Raw genomic sequence first — 16,858 nt, 5'->3', positions numbered from 1 at the left:
TATTTTATTTATAATTCTTCTTTTCAATCATATAATATACCAATGGAACAACCAATAAAGTTAATACTGTAGAAACAATTGTCCCTCCCATTAACGAGATTGCTAATCCTTGAAAAATTGGATCAAATAAGATAACAAATGCGCCAATTACAACAGTTCCTGCAGTTAACAAAATAGGCGTTGTTCTAACAGCTCCAGCCTCTATAGCTGCTTGTTTTAACGGAATCCCTTCTGCCAATCTTAAGTTGATAAAATCTATCAACAGAACCGAGTTTCGTACCATAATTCCTGCTAAGGCAATCATTCCAATAAAAGAAGTTGCTGTAAAAAATGCACCCATCATCCAATGTCCTAAAATAATTCCTATTAATGATAAAGGAATAGCAACCATCATTACAATTGGTGCTTTAAAATTTTGAAACCAACCCACTATTAAAATGTAAATTAAGATAATGGCACCTAAAAAAGCGATTCCTAAATCTCTAAATACCTCCAAGGTAATTTGCCATTCTCCATCCCACTTTACAGTGTAATCATCTTCAAAATCTGGCTGACCTAAATACATTTCGTTTAATTTATAGCCTTCAGGAAGTTTAATATCTTTCAATTTATCTTCCATTCCTAAAATGGCATAAGCAGGACTTTCTAATTTCCCAGCCATATCTGCAATTACATAAACAACCCTTTTTTGATTTTTTCTAAAAATACTTTTTGCACTTACAGTTTCTTTAATTTCCACTAAATCTGCAATGGGTATCATTAAACCTTGTTTCGATTTTACTTTTAATTGAGAAATATCTGAAATGGTAGATTTCTCTTTTTCATCTAAACTCAAGATCAAATCAACTTGATTTACAGCATCTTCATCATATAAATTTGTAATTGGGCTGTTAGACAAAGCCATATTCATTATATAAGTAATTTGCTGAGGGGCAATTCCACACAACATGGCTTTTTCTTTATTAATTTCCAATTGATATTCTGTTTGATCATTTTCAACCATCCAATCAACATCTACAACATCATCTGTATTTTTTAAGATCGTTTGAACTTGATTTGCAATATACATTTGAGTTTCATAATCTGGCCCATAAACTTCTGCAACAATTGTAGATAAAACTGGTGGTCCAGGTGGCACCTCTACCAACTTTACATTGGCATTGTATTTCTTTGCGATTCTTTGAATTTCTGGTCTAAATAATTTTGCAATTTCGTGACTTTGAATTTCACGTTCACCTTTATCAACCAAATTTACTTGAATATCGGCCATATTACTTCCTCCACGTAAATCGTAATGACGTACTAAACCATTAAAAGTAATGGGTGCTGAAGTACCAATATAATTCTGATAATTTACCACTTCTGGTCTTGTGGTTAAATATTGTGCAATTTCTTGCGTAACAACAGCTGTTCTCTCTAAAGTAGTTCCTTCTGGCATATCTATGACTACTTGAAACTCGTTTTTATTATCAAAGGGCAACATTTTTACAGCCACTGAATTGGTAAAAAACAACACCATTGTTCCCATCAACAGTAAAAAAGTTCCTCCTAAAAATATCCATCTTTTTGATTTACTTTCTAATAACGGACTTTCGAACTTATTATAAATTTTATAAATAAAAGTTTCTTCTAAAGGCTTTTCAGGTTTTTCTTCAGCACCTTTTTTGTCTTTTTCTCTTAAGAAAATATATCCTAAATATGGTGTAATAGTTAAAGCAACGAATAATGATAAAATCATTGCAATAGAAGCTCCAATTGGCATTGGTGCCATATAAGGCCCCATTAAACCAGACACAAAAGCCATTGGTAAAACAGAAGCTATAACTGTAAATGTTGCTAAAATGGTTGGGTTCCCAACTTCATTTATTGCGTATAAAGCAGCTTGTTTAAAAGGCAATCTCTTCATCTTAAAATGCCTGTGCATATTTTCGGCAATAATAATAGAATCATCAACCACAATACCTGTTACAAAAACCAATGCAAATAAGGTGATTCTGTTTAAGGTATAATCTAACATGTAATAACTTAATAGTGTTAATGCAAAGGTAATTGGCACTGATAAGAACACCACTAATCCACCTCTCCAACCCATAGCCAACATTACCACTAAAGTAACTGCAATGATAGAACCAATAAGGTGCAACAACAATTCTGATACTTTATGTGAAGCTGTTTCTCCATAATTTCTAGTAACTTCTACATGTACATCATCAGGAATTAAAGTAGTTCTCAAATGGTTCACTTTATCTATAATTACTTCAGAAATTTTCATAGCATCTGCGCCTTTTCTTTTGGCCACAGAAATAGTTACTGCAGGATATTCCGATTTATATGTATTCGATTTTTTACTTGCTTTCCCAAAACCTAAAGACACATAATTTTGTGGCACTTCTGGTCCATCCATTACTGAAGCAATTTGTTTCAAATAAATAGGCTGATTTTGCTGCACACCAACCACCAAATTTTCTACATCAGTTTTAGATGCTAAAAATTCACCTGTTTTTACTAAAAATTCAGTATCATTTTTATCAAAACTTCCAGAACTTAATTGTGTGTTGTTAGCTTTTATCATTTCTGAAACCAACAAGAAATCTAGACCACTTTCGGCCAATTTATCCTTGTCTAAAATAACACGTAATTGTCTGTTTCTTCCACCAATTTTATGTGTAATAGAAACATCATTCGCCTTCTTGATTTCAGTTTCTAATTCTTGCGCCATTTGCCCTAACTGAAAATCATTGTAGTTTTCGCTCCACAATGTTAAACCTAACATGGGTACATCATCTATAGCACGTGTTCTTACCAAAGGAAACGTAACTCCTTTTGGCATTTCATCCATATGTTTGTTAATTTCGTTGTACAATTTTACAAACGAGCGTTCTATATCTTCTCCTACATAAAACTGCACAATTACCATGGCTTTTTCATTCATCGAAGTCGAATACACATATTCTACACCTTTAATATTAGAAATTAATTTCTCTAAAGGTTTTACAACTCTAGACTCCACTTCAGTAGGACTTGCTCCTGGATAACCCACAAAAATATCTGCCATTGGAACATCTATTTGAGGTTCTTCTTCACGTGGAATTAAAAACGAACTATACACCCCAATAACCATAAATACGATCATTAGCAATACAGTAAGTTTAGAACCAATAAAGACTTTTGCAATTTTTCCAGCTAAACCTTCTTTCATATTATTTATATTTTGGGCGTTTTAACAGGCTATTCGTTTGAATCTTTTTATTTGTTCTCCATACAATCCCGATGAAAAATCGGGATTACTCGAACTAATATAAAAAGGATTTCCACTACTATCCTTAACGCAAATTTTAGTTATTGAATTGAAATTTTTGCTCCGTTAAATAATTTTCCTTCAGCCGAAATTATATAGGTTTCATCAGCAGACAAACCAGCCAAAACTTCCACTTGATTTCCATAAGTTCTTCCTAAACGCAACCAACGTAACAAAGCTGTTTTACTTTCACTTACTGAGTAAACCCCTGATAATTGTCCGTTTTTAACAATTGCTTGAATAGGAATTAAAACCATTTCCGATTTCACTTTTCTTTCAACTGGAAACTGAACTGTTGTAAACATTCCTGATAAAATATTAGCATCCGTTTTTTCCAGATTTATTTTTACTAAATATTGTCCTCCAGTATTTTTAGCAGAAGTGCCTACTTCTATAACTTTTCCTTGAATATTTTTATCAATAGATTTTACCAATACATCAACCGAAGTTCCTTTTTTAATTTGAGATATTTCAGTTTCAGGAACCATTGCCATCACTTCAAAATCTTCTGGAGTTTCTATACTAATTAATGGCATACCAGGATTTGCCATATCTCCATTTTCTGCATTCTTACTTGTAATTACACCACTAAAAGGCGCTGTAATATTAGAATATGCAAATTGAGCGTTGATCTCGTTTTTCATTTGATTAGCAGATTCTAAGCTTGCTTTTGCCATTTCGAAATTAGCAGTCATATCATCCATTTCTTTTTGAGTAATACTATTACTTGAGTACAAATTTTTAAAACGATTGTAGTTCTTTTCAGCATTAATAAAGTTTGTTTTGGCCTGCATAATTCCTGCATTTATTTGTGCTTTTTTTGCTTGTAAATCTGTATTATTTATAGAAATTAATAGTTGACCTTTCCTTACTTTATCGCCCACATTTACATGAACTTTGGTTACATAACCCATCATCCTCGTGCTAACCTCTGCACTATTTGTGGCTTGTATTTTACCACTTACAGATAAAAATGGTGTATTATTATTTGGTTGTACTTTATCAACTTTTACTTTAATGGCAGGCGTATTATCTAATGCTAAATTTTTGTTTTCATTTCCACAGCTTTTAATTAATAATGATGCAGAAATTAAAGTGATGATGTAAATATATTTTTTCATTTTATGATTTGTTTTTAAATTAGGTCTAGACTGCGTTCGCCCTGAGATTATTCTGTATCCTCTAGCGCAGTCGAGAGGTTACTCTTTCGTTAAAAATTCTAAATAAATTTGTGTATAATTATGTTCGAAAATAGTTTGATAATATTCTAATTGCTTCTGTGCAAATTTGGTTTCTGCGATTAACAAATCGGATGTTTTTTCTAAACCTTCTGTAAATCTATTTTTAATAATTCTTAAAGATTCCTCTGATTGTTGCATGGCCAGACTTGTATATTCTAATCTGTTTTTAGCATCTACTAATTGACGTTTTACTTTGTTTAATTCTAAATTACTTTGAGAAACATATTGTGTATATTCTAATTTAGACTTCTCTAATTCTGCTTTACTTTTTTGAGCTTTTACGAAACGTTTAGAACCTTCAAAAATATTCCAACTTAACTGAGCACCCACTAAATAGCCACTTGCATCCCCTTGAAAAATTGTGTTGTCATACATTTCATAACTTCCAAAAGCATTTAATGTTGGTAAAAATGCCATTTTATCTGCTTTATTCATTGCTTCATAAGCTTTAGAAGCTAATCCCATTGCTTTTATATCTGCCCTGTTTTCAGAAATTTTTTTATCATCTATTTGAATTGCAGAAATTGATAACGAATCTTTTGGTTTGTATAACTTATTCGTTTCATCATTCATTAAATAAGACAAATAATTAGAGGCATTTTGTACGTTACTTTTGGCTGTTTGTAACTGATTTTTAACTTCGGTAACACGCACTTCCACATTTAAAACATCAATTCGTTTTAATAAACCTTGTTGAAAATTATTCTCTACAATTTTTTTATTTGCCTTTGCTGTAGCTAAAGCATTCTCTAAAACAGTAACACCTTTGTAAGAAAGTTGCAATTGCATGTAAGCTTTTTCAACCTCAAAAAATAAATAGTCTGCAGTTCTTTCTCTTTGTAAAGAAGTTGCATCCATTTTAGATTTTGCAGCCTTTCTTTGATAAAATCCTTCTAAATTAATTAGTGGTTGTTCTATTTTTATGATGGTTGCAAAATTTTGGGTGCTTTCTGGATTATTTAACAAATCTGGATTAAAATCTGCAGCAGTTAAAATTCCCTGATTTAATTTAGAGCCAAATGCCATTAAAGGATTTGTTGTGGTAAAACCTGTATGACTTGCTGTAATGTTTGGTAAAAAAATAGCCTTTGTTTGATTGAAATCTGCTTTGGATTTTTCAAAATCTTTTTCAGAAATTTTTATATTTAAGTTATTTTGTTCAACCTTTTGTAAAACCTCAGACTTAGAAATTGATTTAATTTCTTGAGCTTCTAGAGAAAAGTGAAAAAGAAAAAAAATGAAGATTAAAAAGTTATTTTTCATCGTTTAATATCTATTTATACTGCAAAAATAGAACGAAGAAAAACTTCTATAAGTAACAAAGGTTACTTACCAATGGTAAACATTAAAGGTTATATTTTTATGATATTAACAAACAGCTCCATTCCTTCTCTATTGTGAAAAGAATTGTAGCAAGAATCCATTTGGATATTTTTAAAATAGGTTTGAAAATAGGTTCTATATTCCTTTTGATTGCCACCAAAAGGAGGATGATTGTCATTTAAAACAGCATCAAAAAGAAGTCCTACTAACTTGCCTGTTGGTTTTAGAATTTCATACATCTTTTGGGCATAGTTAGGTCTTAATGATGGATGAATGGCACAAAAAAAGGTTTGCTCAATTACTAAATCAAAAGTATCATTCAAATTAAAAAAATCAGCTTGTATTAATTGAGCATCAGGAAAATTAGGGATTCTTTTTTTGATATTTTGCAAAGGAATTTCTGACAAATCAACAACAAAAATATTTTGAAATCCGTTGTTATATAAGTACTCTGCTTCATACGAATTGCCTCCACCAGGAATTAGAATTTTTAAATCTTTATCTACTAATTGATCAAAATAAGCTTTTAAGGGTGGAGAAATTACACCCAAATCCCAACCTGTTTTATTGTTTATGTATTTATGATTCCAAAAATCTGCTGATAAATCCATGGTATAAAAGTATGCTTTTTTACTAAAAAAAGCACCTGGAAAAAATTCCAGGTGCCAACTAACCAACTATTATAAAAAACTAACTAAAACTATTTATGATTGAAAGGATCTCTCCTTTTTGTACCATCCCTGATTGTCTCCAAACTTGTTTTCCTGCTTTGTATAAAACAAATGTAGGCACGCCTCTTACTTGGTATTTTGATGCCAAAGCTTGATTTTTATCAACATCAATTTTAATGATAGAAACTTTTTCACCCAATTCATCTTTTACTTCTTTTAAAATAGGACTCATCATTTTACAAGGACCACACCATTCTGCAAAAAAATCGACTAATACTGGTTTCTCTTGATTGATAATTTCTGAAAAATTACTCATAATTATTCTTATTTTTTAAATGAAACATTCCAAATTCCACGAACCTCATTGATGTTATAACCAAAAGCCAAATCATTTGGATATAATTTTTGAAGGGATGCCAAAGTGTTTGCTGAAATCTGTTTTTCAAGAGTTCCATGACATTGCAAACACATTCCGTTTGTTGAAATTGGGTAATATACGTTTACAGCATTATTACTTTCTACAACAATAGGTTCAGATTCTTTATGTTGTTTGCTATCGTTTTTAAAAATTTTTATGTATTCTAATTCTTCTTTATTCGCTTTGTTTTTTGGGTTTCTAGGTTTGTCTGAAACTCTTTTAATGGTTGCATTATGAGCAACTGACATACTATCTGTTAAAGGAAATGCTTTTTCGTTACAAAATTCTAAAGCGGCTTCTGTTCCTTTTTTTTGAATTTTACTCATTAAATTTGTACCTAAAACTGCTTTTGTTGAAAGGGCATATTTTAAACCTCTTTCTGAGTAAGGTATTTCCTTAAGATTCACTTCTGTTTTTCCTGTTTTCTTTCCCTTCATCATTTCTTTCCCATGTCCTTTTCCTTTTTCTTCATTATAATGAGATTCGAACCATTCTGGCTCTTCAATTTCATTATCAAACATATATTCAGAGATTTGTTTTATGGTTTCTTCAGAAAAATATTGCTTTGGCATTATACCAAATTTTTTAACTGCTCCATACATTTTTGCATTCTCTTTCGTTGGATTTTTAATCCAGTTTTGCATAGAGTTTACAAATTCTTCTTTGCTTGTATTCTTAGAAATATAATGTTTTTTTACTGCAATCATTGGAGGCGCAATTCTTTCATCGTGAGAAGTGGTTGGGTTATGGCATACATAACATTTCGTTTGCATTAATTTTTTCCCAGGATGATTACGAACCTCTTCTATTTTTTTTGCATAAGAAGGTTCGTTGCTCTTTTTACAACTAAAAAAGCCAAGTAATACCAAAATGAATATGTAATGTTTCATCTTTATTTTTTTCAAAAATAATAAAGATAAAGTATATGGTTCGTAACAAAAGTTACAGTTCTAAAACTTTTATACTGTTTCTATACAATTGAATTTTACCATCGTTTTCTAACTTTTTTAGCAAGCGAGAAACTACTACCCTAGAGGTATGTAAATCTTCTGCAATTTCTTTATGGGTAGTTGTTAACTCATCGTTTTGATTAACCATAGCTTTGTCCTTTAAGTATTTAAACAAGCGCTCATCCATTCTTAAAAAAGCAATAGTATCTATTGCTTCTAAAAGTTCTTCTACTCTGTTATGGTAGCTCTGTAATATAAAAGATTGCCAAGATTTATAAGCACTTAGCCATTCTGTCATTTTTTCTTTTGGTAACATTATTAAAGAAACATCTGTTTCTGCAACTGCTCTAATTTTACTTTTTGTTTGTCCCATGCAACAAGACAAAGTCATAGCACAAGTGTCTCCTTTTTCTAAATAATATAAAACCAATTCTTCACCATTTTCATCTTCACGCAAAATTTTAATGGCACCAGAAAGCAATAAAGGCATCGATTTTATATAATCGCCTTTTTGTATAATTATACTATCTGCAGTAAATGATTTTTGAACACCTATTTTAGAGATTTCCTTTATTAAATCTTCTTCGAGCAAGTAACCAAAATTGGTTTGTAAATCGATATTCATTTTTACTAATTTATATGTATAAATATAAATTTAATAAAACGATTCAACAAAGTTTAATGAAAAAGAATTGAAAGTATTATTTTTCTACTTTTTTATCATTATTCATTAATAAAAAAACAGCTGAAATTAAACCAACAACTACCAGCACAAAAACACCAATCATAATAGTGCCATTTACCCAAGAAACTAAATTTATATTTAAGGAATTCATAAGTCACATATTTTGATACAAAACTAAAACCTATTGGATTCGAAAAATATGATAAAAATCAGCTTCTAAAATTTTACATTTAAAATATCTCCACTTAATTGTAATAATTGTAATTCAATTAATTTGGCATCAAACTTTGCATTATTTAAAGCCGTTTTTGCATTTATTAAGTTAATTTGAGCTTGTCTAAACTCGACAGAAGTTATTTGACCTAATTTAAAACGTTCTTGTGTTCTATCGAAATTATTCTGATTACTTAGCACATTTTGTTCTTGTGCGCTTAATATAAACAACTGATTGTTATAGTTTTCCCAAGTATTTTTTAGGTTATTTTCGATATTTACTTTCTGTTGTTCTAATAATATTTGTTGATTATCTAATGCAATTTTAGCGTTTGTAACTCTCGTTTTTGTTGCTCCACCATCAAAAACATTCCAGGTTAAATTTAAACCTGCATTCAAACCATCTGATGTAATTAATTTTGCCCCAAAAGGATTTATTAAGTTTTCGTTTACAGTTTTATTAAACCCATAAGACGTATTAAAGTTTAAAGAAGGTAAAAAATTAGCTTTATTTATTTTGATGTTAAACTCAGAAATTGCAATGTTTTTTTCGTTTTGTTTTAACAATGAATTGTTCTCTAATGTTTTTGATTTTAAGTCGTCATAATTCAGCATTTTATTATAATCAACTTCGGTTTCTACATCAAAATTGGTATCATCTTTAGAACCTAAAATTACATTTAAACCACGTTTTGCATTGTTTAGTTGTTGCTTTGCAGTTATTAAAGTAATGCTATCGTTATTTACATCTACTTGTGCATTTAACAACTCTAATTTGGTAGATTGCCCATAATCATATTGATATTGTGCACGTTGCAATCTTTGTTTAGAAATGGTTAAAGCTTCTGCTAAATTATTAGTGTTTTCTGATAAACGTGCAATTTGAAAATAGGTCGTAAATAACTGCAAATACGTGTTTTCTATGGTTTCTCTAGCTTGTAATTCAGTTAAATTGTACGTTTCCTTTAATTGTTGCACATTATATTTTCTTCCAAAACCATCAAAAATTGTATAGTTTAAAGCTAATGAGGCATTATACGTTTTTGAAACAACACCATCTCCTGATATTTCTGAATCATTTCCAGTGGTTCTGTCTGTAAAAGTTAAACTTTGATTATTTCTTTGATAATTTGCGCCAGAATTTAATGTTGCTGTTGGCAGAAAACCTGTGTTATAAATACTTGTATTATTTTCTGCAATTTCTAAATTGTTTTTGGCAATTTTAATTCCGAAATTATTTTCTAAAGTAATTTCTAGTGCTTTTTCTTTGGTTAAAATTTCTTGAGAATTTATTGATAAACTCAAAAGAAATGCAATAATCACAATGCTGTTTTTACTCAATTTCATAAACATTAGATTTAGTATTAGAAATAAATTCTTCGTGGTCTTTTTCGTCATCAAATTTAGATTCGATAATGGCTCGTTCTACTTCTTCTTTGGTTACCTTTTCATTAATTTTCAACCATTTAATATTCACTTTTATAGAATTGGAAACAGATAATAAAAGTGGCAACATTACTAAAGTTAATACAGTTGCAATCGCAATTCCATAAGCAATTGAAATTGCCATCGGAATTAAAAATTGTGCTTGTCTACTTTTTTCTAACATTAATGGTGCTAAACCTGCAACAGTTGTTAAGGATGTTAAGAAAATAGCTCTAAAACGAGATTGACCTGCAGCAATTAAAGCGACATCAAACTTCATACCTTCTTTTAAATAGCTGTTAAACTTACCTATTAAAACAAGGCCATCATTTACCATAATTCCTATTAAAGCAATAATACCTAACCAAGATAAAATACCAATTGGAAAATTGTGGAAATAATGCCCCCAAACAACCCCAATCATACTAAAAGGAATCATAATAATTAATAAAATTGGCTGGCTATAAGAACGAAATGTAAATGCAATTACAAGATAAATTAATAATAAAATAATTGGCCCAACTACATTTACAGAGTCCGTTGTTTTTTTAGCTTCTCTATTCTGACCTTCAAATAAAGGCGAAACTGTTGGATATTTAGACAATATTGCTGGCATAATTCTAGTCTTAATATCGTCTAGAATTTCTGTTGCACTTGTTTCTAAATTTTTTAAATCTGCAGTAATTTGAATTTCACGTTTTCCTTCTAAGTGATTGATAGCAATATCTCCTCTTTCAATTTCGTAATTGGCAATTTCAGAAAAAGGAATTCGATTTCCTGTTGGAGTTATAATACGCATATCATCTAAATCTTTTATAGAAGACCTGTCCTTTTTGTCATAACGTACCCAAACTTTTATTTCATCTTGTCCTCTTTGAAAACGTTGTGCTTGGAAACCAAAAAATCCATTACGTACTTGAGACATAATAGATTGTAGGTTTAATCCTAACAAATAAGCATTGTCTTTTAGCGTAATTTTAATCTCTTTAATTCCTGCAGGATCATTGTCTGAAACATCTTTTAAAAGTGCATTATTTTCTAATTCTTCTTTTAATTCTTGTTTTGCAGCTTTTAAATCATCGATATTATTACCTAGTAAAGAAACTGCTACTGGGCTTCCTCCAAAATTACCTCCAGAACCAAAAACTAAACTTTCTACGCCATACACTTTCCCAACTCTGTCACTAATTGCGTTTGTAATTTCTGGTGATGAAACATCTCTGGCTTCGCCAGGCAAAAGGTTTACAGTTACACTGCCATTTGCAGAACCTGGCCCAACTCTTTTAATTACGTTTTCTACAACTGGAATGTTTCCTGTTTGTTTTGCTGTATATTCTTTGTTAACCTCCCAGACTTTTTCTTCTATTAAAGAAATAATAGAATCTGTGATTTGCTCATTAGTACCTTGAGGCATATTTAGAGTTATCTGAACTCTATCACTCGCAATCCTTGGGAAAAATGAAGTTTTTACGATACCTGCTCCAATTGCCATAAAACTGAAAATTAAAATAGCAATTGGCACACAAAAAGCAAAAATTTTGTTTTTTAAAGAAAACCTTAAAAATGGAACATAAAAATCATCTCTAACTTTACACAAACCTTTATCTGCATATCTATTTATTTTGGCAAAAAAGGCATCTATTTTACTCTCTTTATCTAACTCAATCGATTCTCCATTTTTAACTACAATTACCTTATTTCTTTTGTGTTCTATGGATTCTATAGCTGAATCATCAAAATTAAAATTAGCAGCTAAATTTTCTTCTTTTCTGCGTTTTAAAGCTTTGGAATGCGCAATGTGTGCAGGTAAAATAACTAAAGCTTCTATTAATGAAACAGTTAATGTTAACAATACAATTGTAGAAACCTCGCCAAAAAAACTACCTATTCTACCATCCACAAAAAAGAACGTAGAAAAAGCAATTATGGTTGTTAAAATTGCAGAAACAATTGGTGGAATTACTTCCATGGTTCCATCTATTGCTGCTTGAATTTTGGTTTTTCCTAAATCGTAATAATGATGATAAATATTTTCGCCAATTACAATTCCATCATCAACCAAAATACCAATAACGATAATCATTCCAAAAAGTGATAATACATTTATGGTAACACCTAATTGAGCTGCAAAAATAAACATCCCAAAAAAAGCAACAGGCAATCCAAAAGCTACCCAAATTGCCAATCTTAAATTTAGAAATAGGGCAAGAAAAAATAATACTAACAGAATTCCCATAAATCCATTTTCTATTAGAAGCCAAGTTCTTCCATTTAAAGTTATAGACGCATCACTAGAAACATTTAATTGAACATTTTGTTGTTTTTGATTGTACTCATGAATGTATTCTTTTATTTTTTCTGCGGATGAAATTAAGTCTTCATTATTGGTATTACTTACTGTAATATCGATGGCTAAATTGCCATTATAAAATAATCTGTCTGGGTTTTCTGACCAAGTATCTCTAACTTCTGCAACATCTTTTAAACGGATAATGTTTCCATTTGTTTCTGTTCTAACAATTATATTTTGCAGTTCAACACCATAATAAGAACGATTGCTAGCTCTAATTAAATAATCTTCTTCAGCTGTTTTTATATTACCACCTGTTATTAAAATATTAGAATTTCTAACTGCCTCTGCAACTTCTGTAAACGACAAATTATAAGCTAACAAATCGTTTTCGCGAATTGCAATTTCTATTTCTTCTTCTGGAAAACCTGAAATAGATACTTGAGAAATACCTTCTATTCCACGTATGTCATTCTCGATATTTCTGGCATATTGCTTTAAAGATTTTAAAGAAACATTTTCTCCACTAACTGTAAAACTAATGGTGGGTCTTATACTTTCTACTTTTGCAATTACTGCAGGTTCCATGCCTGAAGGGAAAGATGGAACTCTATCTACTGCGTTTTTTACATCAGATAAAACAACATCTATATCTTTGCCTTTTTCAACCTCGATATTTACAGTTGCAGCATTTTCTCTAGACACAGAAGTAACTCTTTCTACACCAACAATTCCTTTTAAATTGTCTTCAATTTTAAGCACAACACCTTCTTCCATTTCTGCTGGTGAAGCTCCTGGATAAATTAAACTAATGTTTATTAATTGTGAATCTACCAAAGGAAAAAAGGAAGATTTCATACTAATTGCCCCAACTGCTCCTAAAACAACAAATGCAAAAATCATTACGTTTACAGCAACAGGATATTTTATAAAATAAGTAATTATTTTTTTCATATAACTACTTTTTAGTTTCGGTTTTTACAATCATTCCATCAAAAGCACCAGGTAACGTTTGGGTTAAAATTTTATCGCCAGTTTGCAAACCTTTAATAATTACTTTTTCGGCACCAAAATAAATAGGTTGTATTTCAGTTAAAGTTAATATACTATCGTTTTTAACTGTGTAAACTGCTCTGTTTTCTATGAGTAATTTTCTTGGAATTTCTATGGCATCACTTTCCGATTTTGCAACTAAATCTGCTTCTAAAAACATCCCTTCTTTTAAATCTTCATGGGTAACATCTATATACGCTTTTATGGTTTGGGAAACTTGATCTATTTTTCCATTTACACGCACAACTTTACCCATATAAATTTTAGATTTATCCAAATTATTTAAGGCTACAGAATTCCCCACTTTTAATAAATCTGCAAATTCAGAACTAATAGAAACTTCCATTTCGTAAACGCCTGTATCTATAAATTCACCTAATTTTTGACCAGACCTTACTAAAGATCCTGGTGTAACTAAAGCCTCTGTTAAAACTCCAGAAAATGGAGCACTAATTCTGTATTTAGACAAACGAACTTCCAAATTTTTAACATTGTAATATGCCGTTAAAATTCCACGACCAGAAATAAAATATTTCTCTTTATCTGATGAGAATTCGGGTAGTTTTGGAATGATAGCATTGATATCGAAACTCTGCAAATAGCTTTCCCATTTTTTAAATTCTACAGGATAATCTAAACGCAAATCTGGTAAAACAGCTGTAATTAAATTATATAAATTACTTTTTTGCGATTGAATACTCGCGTAAAACTCATCACTATTTATGCTTAATAGTGTTTCTCCTTTGTAATAAGCAGTACCAGCTTTAAACAATTTACTTGATGATTTTAATAAGCCTTGAACTTCTGAATAAATATCAATTTTGTTCTTTGCATTCAAGTTTCCACTAGCTGTTAAAACAATTGGAACGTCTTTATTTTCAACATTTTCTACAAAAACTGTTTTAATAGTTTTTTTAAAAGTCGGTAGAGGCTTTTGGTTTTTGTCGATAAAATATTTTCCTAAAAAAATAGCTCCAACAATTAATAAAACTCCAATTATTGATAATATTATATTTCTCATATCTAGTTAGTTGCACTTTCTTTAAAATTTAGAAAGTAAAATAGTTTTGCTGCAAAGATACTTTATACCCTTAGCTTTACTAATTTGCACAAAGCGAAGTTTGTTAAAGAAACGTTATAATTTTTTTGTTTTATTTTAAAATTAGCTTAAAAAGTACTTTTTTTTAGCATCTTTATCGCTTGAACCTTAAGATTATTAAATAACTTGAATTTCTGCTCCAATACTAACAATGTATTATTTTTTTCTTCTATAGAAGCTATTTCAGACGATATTTGGTTATCATTAGAAATTAATGATAATCTATATTTTAATCGTAATTTTTTAAAAGCAATAGAAAAAAATCATTCAGAAATTCAGTTTTCTTACATTATTTTATTAGATAAAAGTAAAAATCCGATTGCATTTTCTTCCATTCAAATTGTAGATTTTTATATTGATGAAATTAAAAATGATTTAGAGTTTATTATTAGAAAAATAAAAAATATTGGAAGAAAACTGCACATTTTTAACAATGATAAGCCTTTAAAACTGCTAATTTCTGGAAATACTTTTGTGAGTGGAGAACATGGAATTTTTATTAAAGATAATCAAGATAAAAAAGTAATTATAAAAGAATTAGCAAAAGCAATTTTACATTATTCAAATGAAAATAAAGATTTAAAAATCGATGCTTTTTTAATTAAAGATTTTATAAATGAATCGCTTTTTATTACTGATGAGTTAAAAGATTACAATTATCATCCTTTTTTAGTAGAGCCAAATATGAAAATGATGCTACCTGAAAACTGGCAAAATTTTGATGATTATTTAGCAGCCATGAAAACTAAATTTCGGGTAAAAGCAAGAAAAGCAATTACACAAAGTAAAGATTTAAAAATTGAAAAAGTAACCATAGAAAACATTGAAAAGCTTTTACCAGAAATGACATTATTGTATAAAAAAGTTGCCTCAAATGCGGATTTTAATTTGGGTGATTTTAATTTAAACACCTATAAAAATTTAAAGGAAACTTTGGGCGAAAAATATATTTTACAAGTCTATTGGTTAAATGATAAAATTGTTGGTTTTATGTCTGGTATTATCAATCAAAAATCTTTAGACGCACATTTTGTAGGCATCGATTATCAATTAAATAGAGAATATGCTATTTATCAAAAAATGTTGTACGATTATATACAAATAGCAATTAACCAAAAGCTATCTAGTGTAAATTTTGGCAGAACTGCAAGCGAAATTAAGAGTTCTGTGGGTGCAGAACCTCAAGACTTAACCATGTATTTAAGACACAAAAAGTCTATTAAAAATAAAATTTTAAAGCTATTTTTGCTTAAAATTCAGCCAACTCCATTTCATCAAAAATTTCCCTTTAAAGAAATAAATGTAACCCATGAAAACTAGCAAAGAATTAGTTAATTTATTAAATTTAACAACCATAGATAAAAACACATTTTCTGGAGAAAGTGTAACAGTTGGAAGTGCTATAGTTTTTGGTGGTCAGGTTTTGGCACAAGCAGTAAATGCTGCTTACAAAACAATTTCGAAAGACCGATTTTTACACTCTTTGCATTCTTATTTTTTAGAACCTGGAGACTTAACTTTACCAATTAAGTATGAAGTTGCAGAAATGAGAAATGGAGGCAGTTTTTCTACAAGAAGAGTAACAGCAAGCCAAAAAGGAAAAACAATTTTTATTTTGGCAGCTTCGTTTCATAAAAAAGAAGATGGTTTTGAGCATCAAACCAAAATGAATTCTGATATAAAACAACCAGAAGATTTGTTAAGCTGGACTGATATGGTTCATCAATTTGGTGATTTTTTACCCAAAGGAATTAAATCATTTTTAAGTATAGAACGTCCAATCGACTTTAAACCAGTTCGTGTTGCAAACCCTTTAGAGCGTGAAAACTTGCCTGCAAAAGAAGAAATTTGGTTTAAATTAAAAGGAGAAATTCCAGAAATGGATTTACAAACTAAACATCAAATTCTAACGTATATATCTGATTATAATATTTTAAACGCTGCTTTTAATCCGAATGCAAAAGACTATAGTTTTGCAAATACAATGACAGCGAGTTTAGACCATTCTATGTGGTTTTTTAGAGATTTTGAGTTTGATGATTGGATGCTTTTTTCAGCAGAATCTCCAAATGCATTTGGTGCAAGAGGTCTGTGTAGAGGAAATATTTTTACAAGAGATGGTAAACTAGTGGCTTCTTTTGCGCAAGAAGGATTGATGCGTCCTAAAAAATAAGTTGGCAGTTGTTAGTGTT

13 protein-coding genes are annotated in these 16,858 nt (G+C 30.0%); 2 read left to right on the top strand and 11 right to left on the bottom strand.

From position 1 onward, the window contains the following. Positions 1-4: 4 nt before the first annotated feature. The 11 genes from WAO74_RS05805 to WAO74_RS05755 all read right to left on the bottom strand — a co-directional run bounded on the left by WAO74_RS05805 (position 5) and on the right by WAO74_RS05755 (position 14,588). The gene (locus tag WAO74_RS05805; protein ID WP_422160319.1) at positions 5-3,199 is read right to left on the bottom strand and encodes an efflux RND transporter permease subunit; all 3,195 of its coding nucleotides are present in this window, start codon (positions 3,197-3,199) and stop codon (positions 5-7) included. Between the two features lie 140 nt (positions 3,200-3,339). Beyond that, complete coding sequence (locus WAO74_RS05800; RefSeq protein ID WP_422160317.1) at positions 3,340-4,419, bottom strand: efflux RND transporter periplasmic adaptor subunit; 1,080 nt, start codon at positions 4,417-4,419, stop codon at positions 3,340-3,342. Positions 4,420-4,497: 78 nt separating this feature from the next. Continuing rightward, on the bottom strand, positions 4,498-5,802 hold the full coding sequence (locus WAO74_RS05795; protein ID WP_422160316.1) for a TolC family protein: 1,305 nt from the start codon (positions 5,800-5,802) through the stop codon (positions 4,498-4,500). Positions 5,803-5,891: 89 nt separating this feature from the next. Beyond that, complete coding sequence (locus WAO74_RS05790) at positions 5,892-6,473, bottom strand: methyltransferase domain-containing protein (protein ID WP_422160314.1); 582 nt, start codon at positions 6,471-6,473, stop codon at positions 5,892-5,894. A gap of 79 nt (positions 6,474-6,552) precedes the next feature. Continuing rightward, positions 6,553-6,849, bottom strand: a complete 297-nt coding sequence (gene trxA, locus WAO74_RS05785; RefSeq protein ID WP_422160312.1) for a thioredoxin — start codon at positions 6,847-6,849, stop codon at positions 6,553-6,555. An 8-nt stretch (positions 6,850-6,857) separates the two neighbouring features. Continuing rightward, on the bottom strand, positions 6,858-7,841 hold the full coding sequence (locus tag WAO74_RS05780) for a Tll0287-like domain-containing protein (RefSeq protein ID WP_422160310.1): 984 nt from the start codon (positions 7,839-7,841) through the stop codon (positions 6,858-6,860). A 52-nt stretch (positions 7,842-7,893) separates the two neighbouring features. Then, a complete protein-coding gene (locus WAO74_RS05775; protein ID WP_422160308.1) occupies positions 7,894-8,526 on the bottom strand; it encodes a Crp/Fnr family transcriptional regulator in 633 nt (210 codons plus the stop codon). A gap of 76 nt (positions 8,527-8,602) precedes the next feature. Then, a complete protein-coding gene (locus tag WAO74_RS05770) occupies positions 8,603-8,737 on the bottom strand; it encodes a hypothetical protein (RefSeq protein WP_422160306.1) in 135 nt (44 codons plus the stop codon). A gap of 65 nt (positions 8,738-8,802) precedes the next feature. Next, positions 8,803-10,146, bottom strand: a complete 1,344-nt coding sequence (locus WAO74_RS05765; protein ID WP_422160304.1) for a TolC family protein — start codon at positions 10,144-10,146, stop codon at positions 8,803-8,805. Continuing rightward, positions 10,133-13,468 carry an efflux RND transporter permease subunit gene (locus tag WAO74_RS05760; protein ID WP_422160302.1) on the bottom strand — a complete coding sequence of 1,112 codons (3,336 nt, stop codon included), beginning with the start codon at positions 13,466-13,468 and terminating at the stop codon, positions 10,133-10,135. Before WAO74_RS05760 ends, WAO74_RS05765 begins: the two co-directional genes overlap by 14 nt. Positions 13,469-13,472: 4 nt before the next feature. Next, on the bottom strand, positions 13,473-14,588 hold the full coding sequence (locus tag WAO74_RS05755; protein ID WP_422160301.1) for an efflux RND transporter periplasmic adaptor subunit: 1,116 nt from the start codon (positions 14,586-14,588) through the stop codon (positions 13,473-13,475). Positions 14,589-14,792: 204 nt separating this feature from the next. On the opposite strand from WAO74_RS05755, the gene WAO74_RS05750 reads away from it, so the two are divergent. Both WAO74_RS05750 and WAO74_RS05745 read left to right on the top strand, forming a co-directional pair. Then, the gene (locus WAO74_RS05750; protein ID WP_422160299.1) at positions 14,793-15,986 is read left to right on the top strand and encodes a peptidogalycan biosysnthesis protein; all 1,194 of its coding nucleotides are present in this window, start codon (positions 14,793-14,795) and stop codon (positions 15,984-15,986) included. Then, positions 15,976-16,839 carry an acyl-CoA thioesterase gene (locus WAO74_RS05745; protein WP_422160297.1) on the top strand — a complete coding sequence of 288 codons (864 nt, stop codon included), beginning with the start codon at positions 15,976-15,978 and terminating at the stop codon, positions 16,837-16,839. Before WAO74_RS05750 ends, WAO74_RS05745 begins: the two co-directional genes overlap by 11 nt. The last annotated feature ends 19 nt before the right edge of the window (positions 16,840-16,858 follow it).

It is taken from the genome of Polaribacter sp., assembly GCF_049276715.1.
Taxonomy (GTDB): Bacteria; Bacteroidota; Bacteroidia; order Flavobacteriales; family Flavobacteriaceae; genus Polaribacter.
The sequence above is the reverse complement of the archived record's forward strand: the minus strand, read 5'-3'. Positions and strand labels throughout refer to the sequence as shown.

What these genes read in the sequence shown, in the direction of transcription:
- WAO74_RS05745 (WP_422160297.1), top strand. Translation starts at nt 15,976, where the DNA reads ATGAAAACTAGCAAAGAATTAGTTAATTTATTAAATTTAACAACCATA.
- WAO74_RS05760 (WP_422160302.1), bottom strand. Translation starts at nt 13,468, where the DNA reads ATGAAAAAAATAATTACTTATTTTATAAAATATCCTGTTGCTGTAAAC.
- WAO74_RS05765 (WP_422160304.1), bottom strand. Translation starts at nt 10,146, where the DNA reads ATGAAATTGAGTAAAAACAGCATTGTGATTATTGCATTTCTTTTGAGT.
- WAO74_RS05755 (WP_422160301.1), bottom strand. Translation starts at nt 14,588, where the DNA reads ATGAGAAATATAATATTATCAATAATTGGAGTTTTATTAATTGTTGGA.
- WAO74_RS05805 (WP_422160319.1), bottom strand. Translation starts at nt 3,199, where the DNA reads ATGAAAGAAGGTTTAGCTGGAAAAATTGCAAAAGTCTTTATTGGTTCT.
- WAO74_RS05795 (WP_422160316.1), bottom strand. Translation starts at nt 5,802, where the DNA reads ATGAAAAATAACTTTTTAATCTTCATTTTTTTTCTTTTTCACTTTTCT.
- WAO74_RS05780 (WP_422160310.1), bottom strand. Translation starts at nt 7,841, where the DNA reads ATGAAACATTACATATTCATTTTGGTATTACTTGGCTTTTTTAGTTGT.
- WAO74_RS05800 (WP_422160317.1), bottom strand. Translation starts at nt 4,419, where the DNA reads ATGAAAAAATATATTTACATCATCACTTTAATTTCTGCATCATTATTA.
- WAO74_RS05770 (WP_422160306.1), bottom strand. Translation starts at nt 8,737, where the DNA reads ATGAATTCCTTAAATATAAATTTAGTTTCTTGGGTAAATGGCACTATT.
- WAO74_RS05790 (WP_422160314.1), bottom strand. Translation starts at nt 6,473, where the DNA reads ATGGATTTATCAGCAGATTTTTGGAATCATAAATACATAAACAATAAA.
- trxA (WP_422160312.1), bottom strand. Translation starts at nt 6,849, where the DNA reads ATGAGTAATTTTTCAGAAATTATCAATCAAGAGAAACCAGTATTAGTC.
- WAO74_RS05775 (WP_422160308.1), bottom strand. Translation starts at nt 8,526, where the DNA reads ATGAATATCGATTTACAAACCAATTTTGGTTACTTGCTCGAAGAAGAT.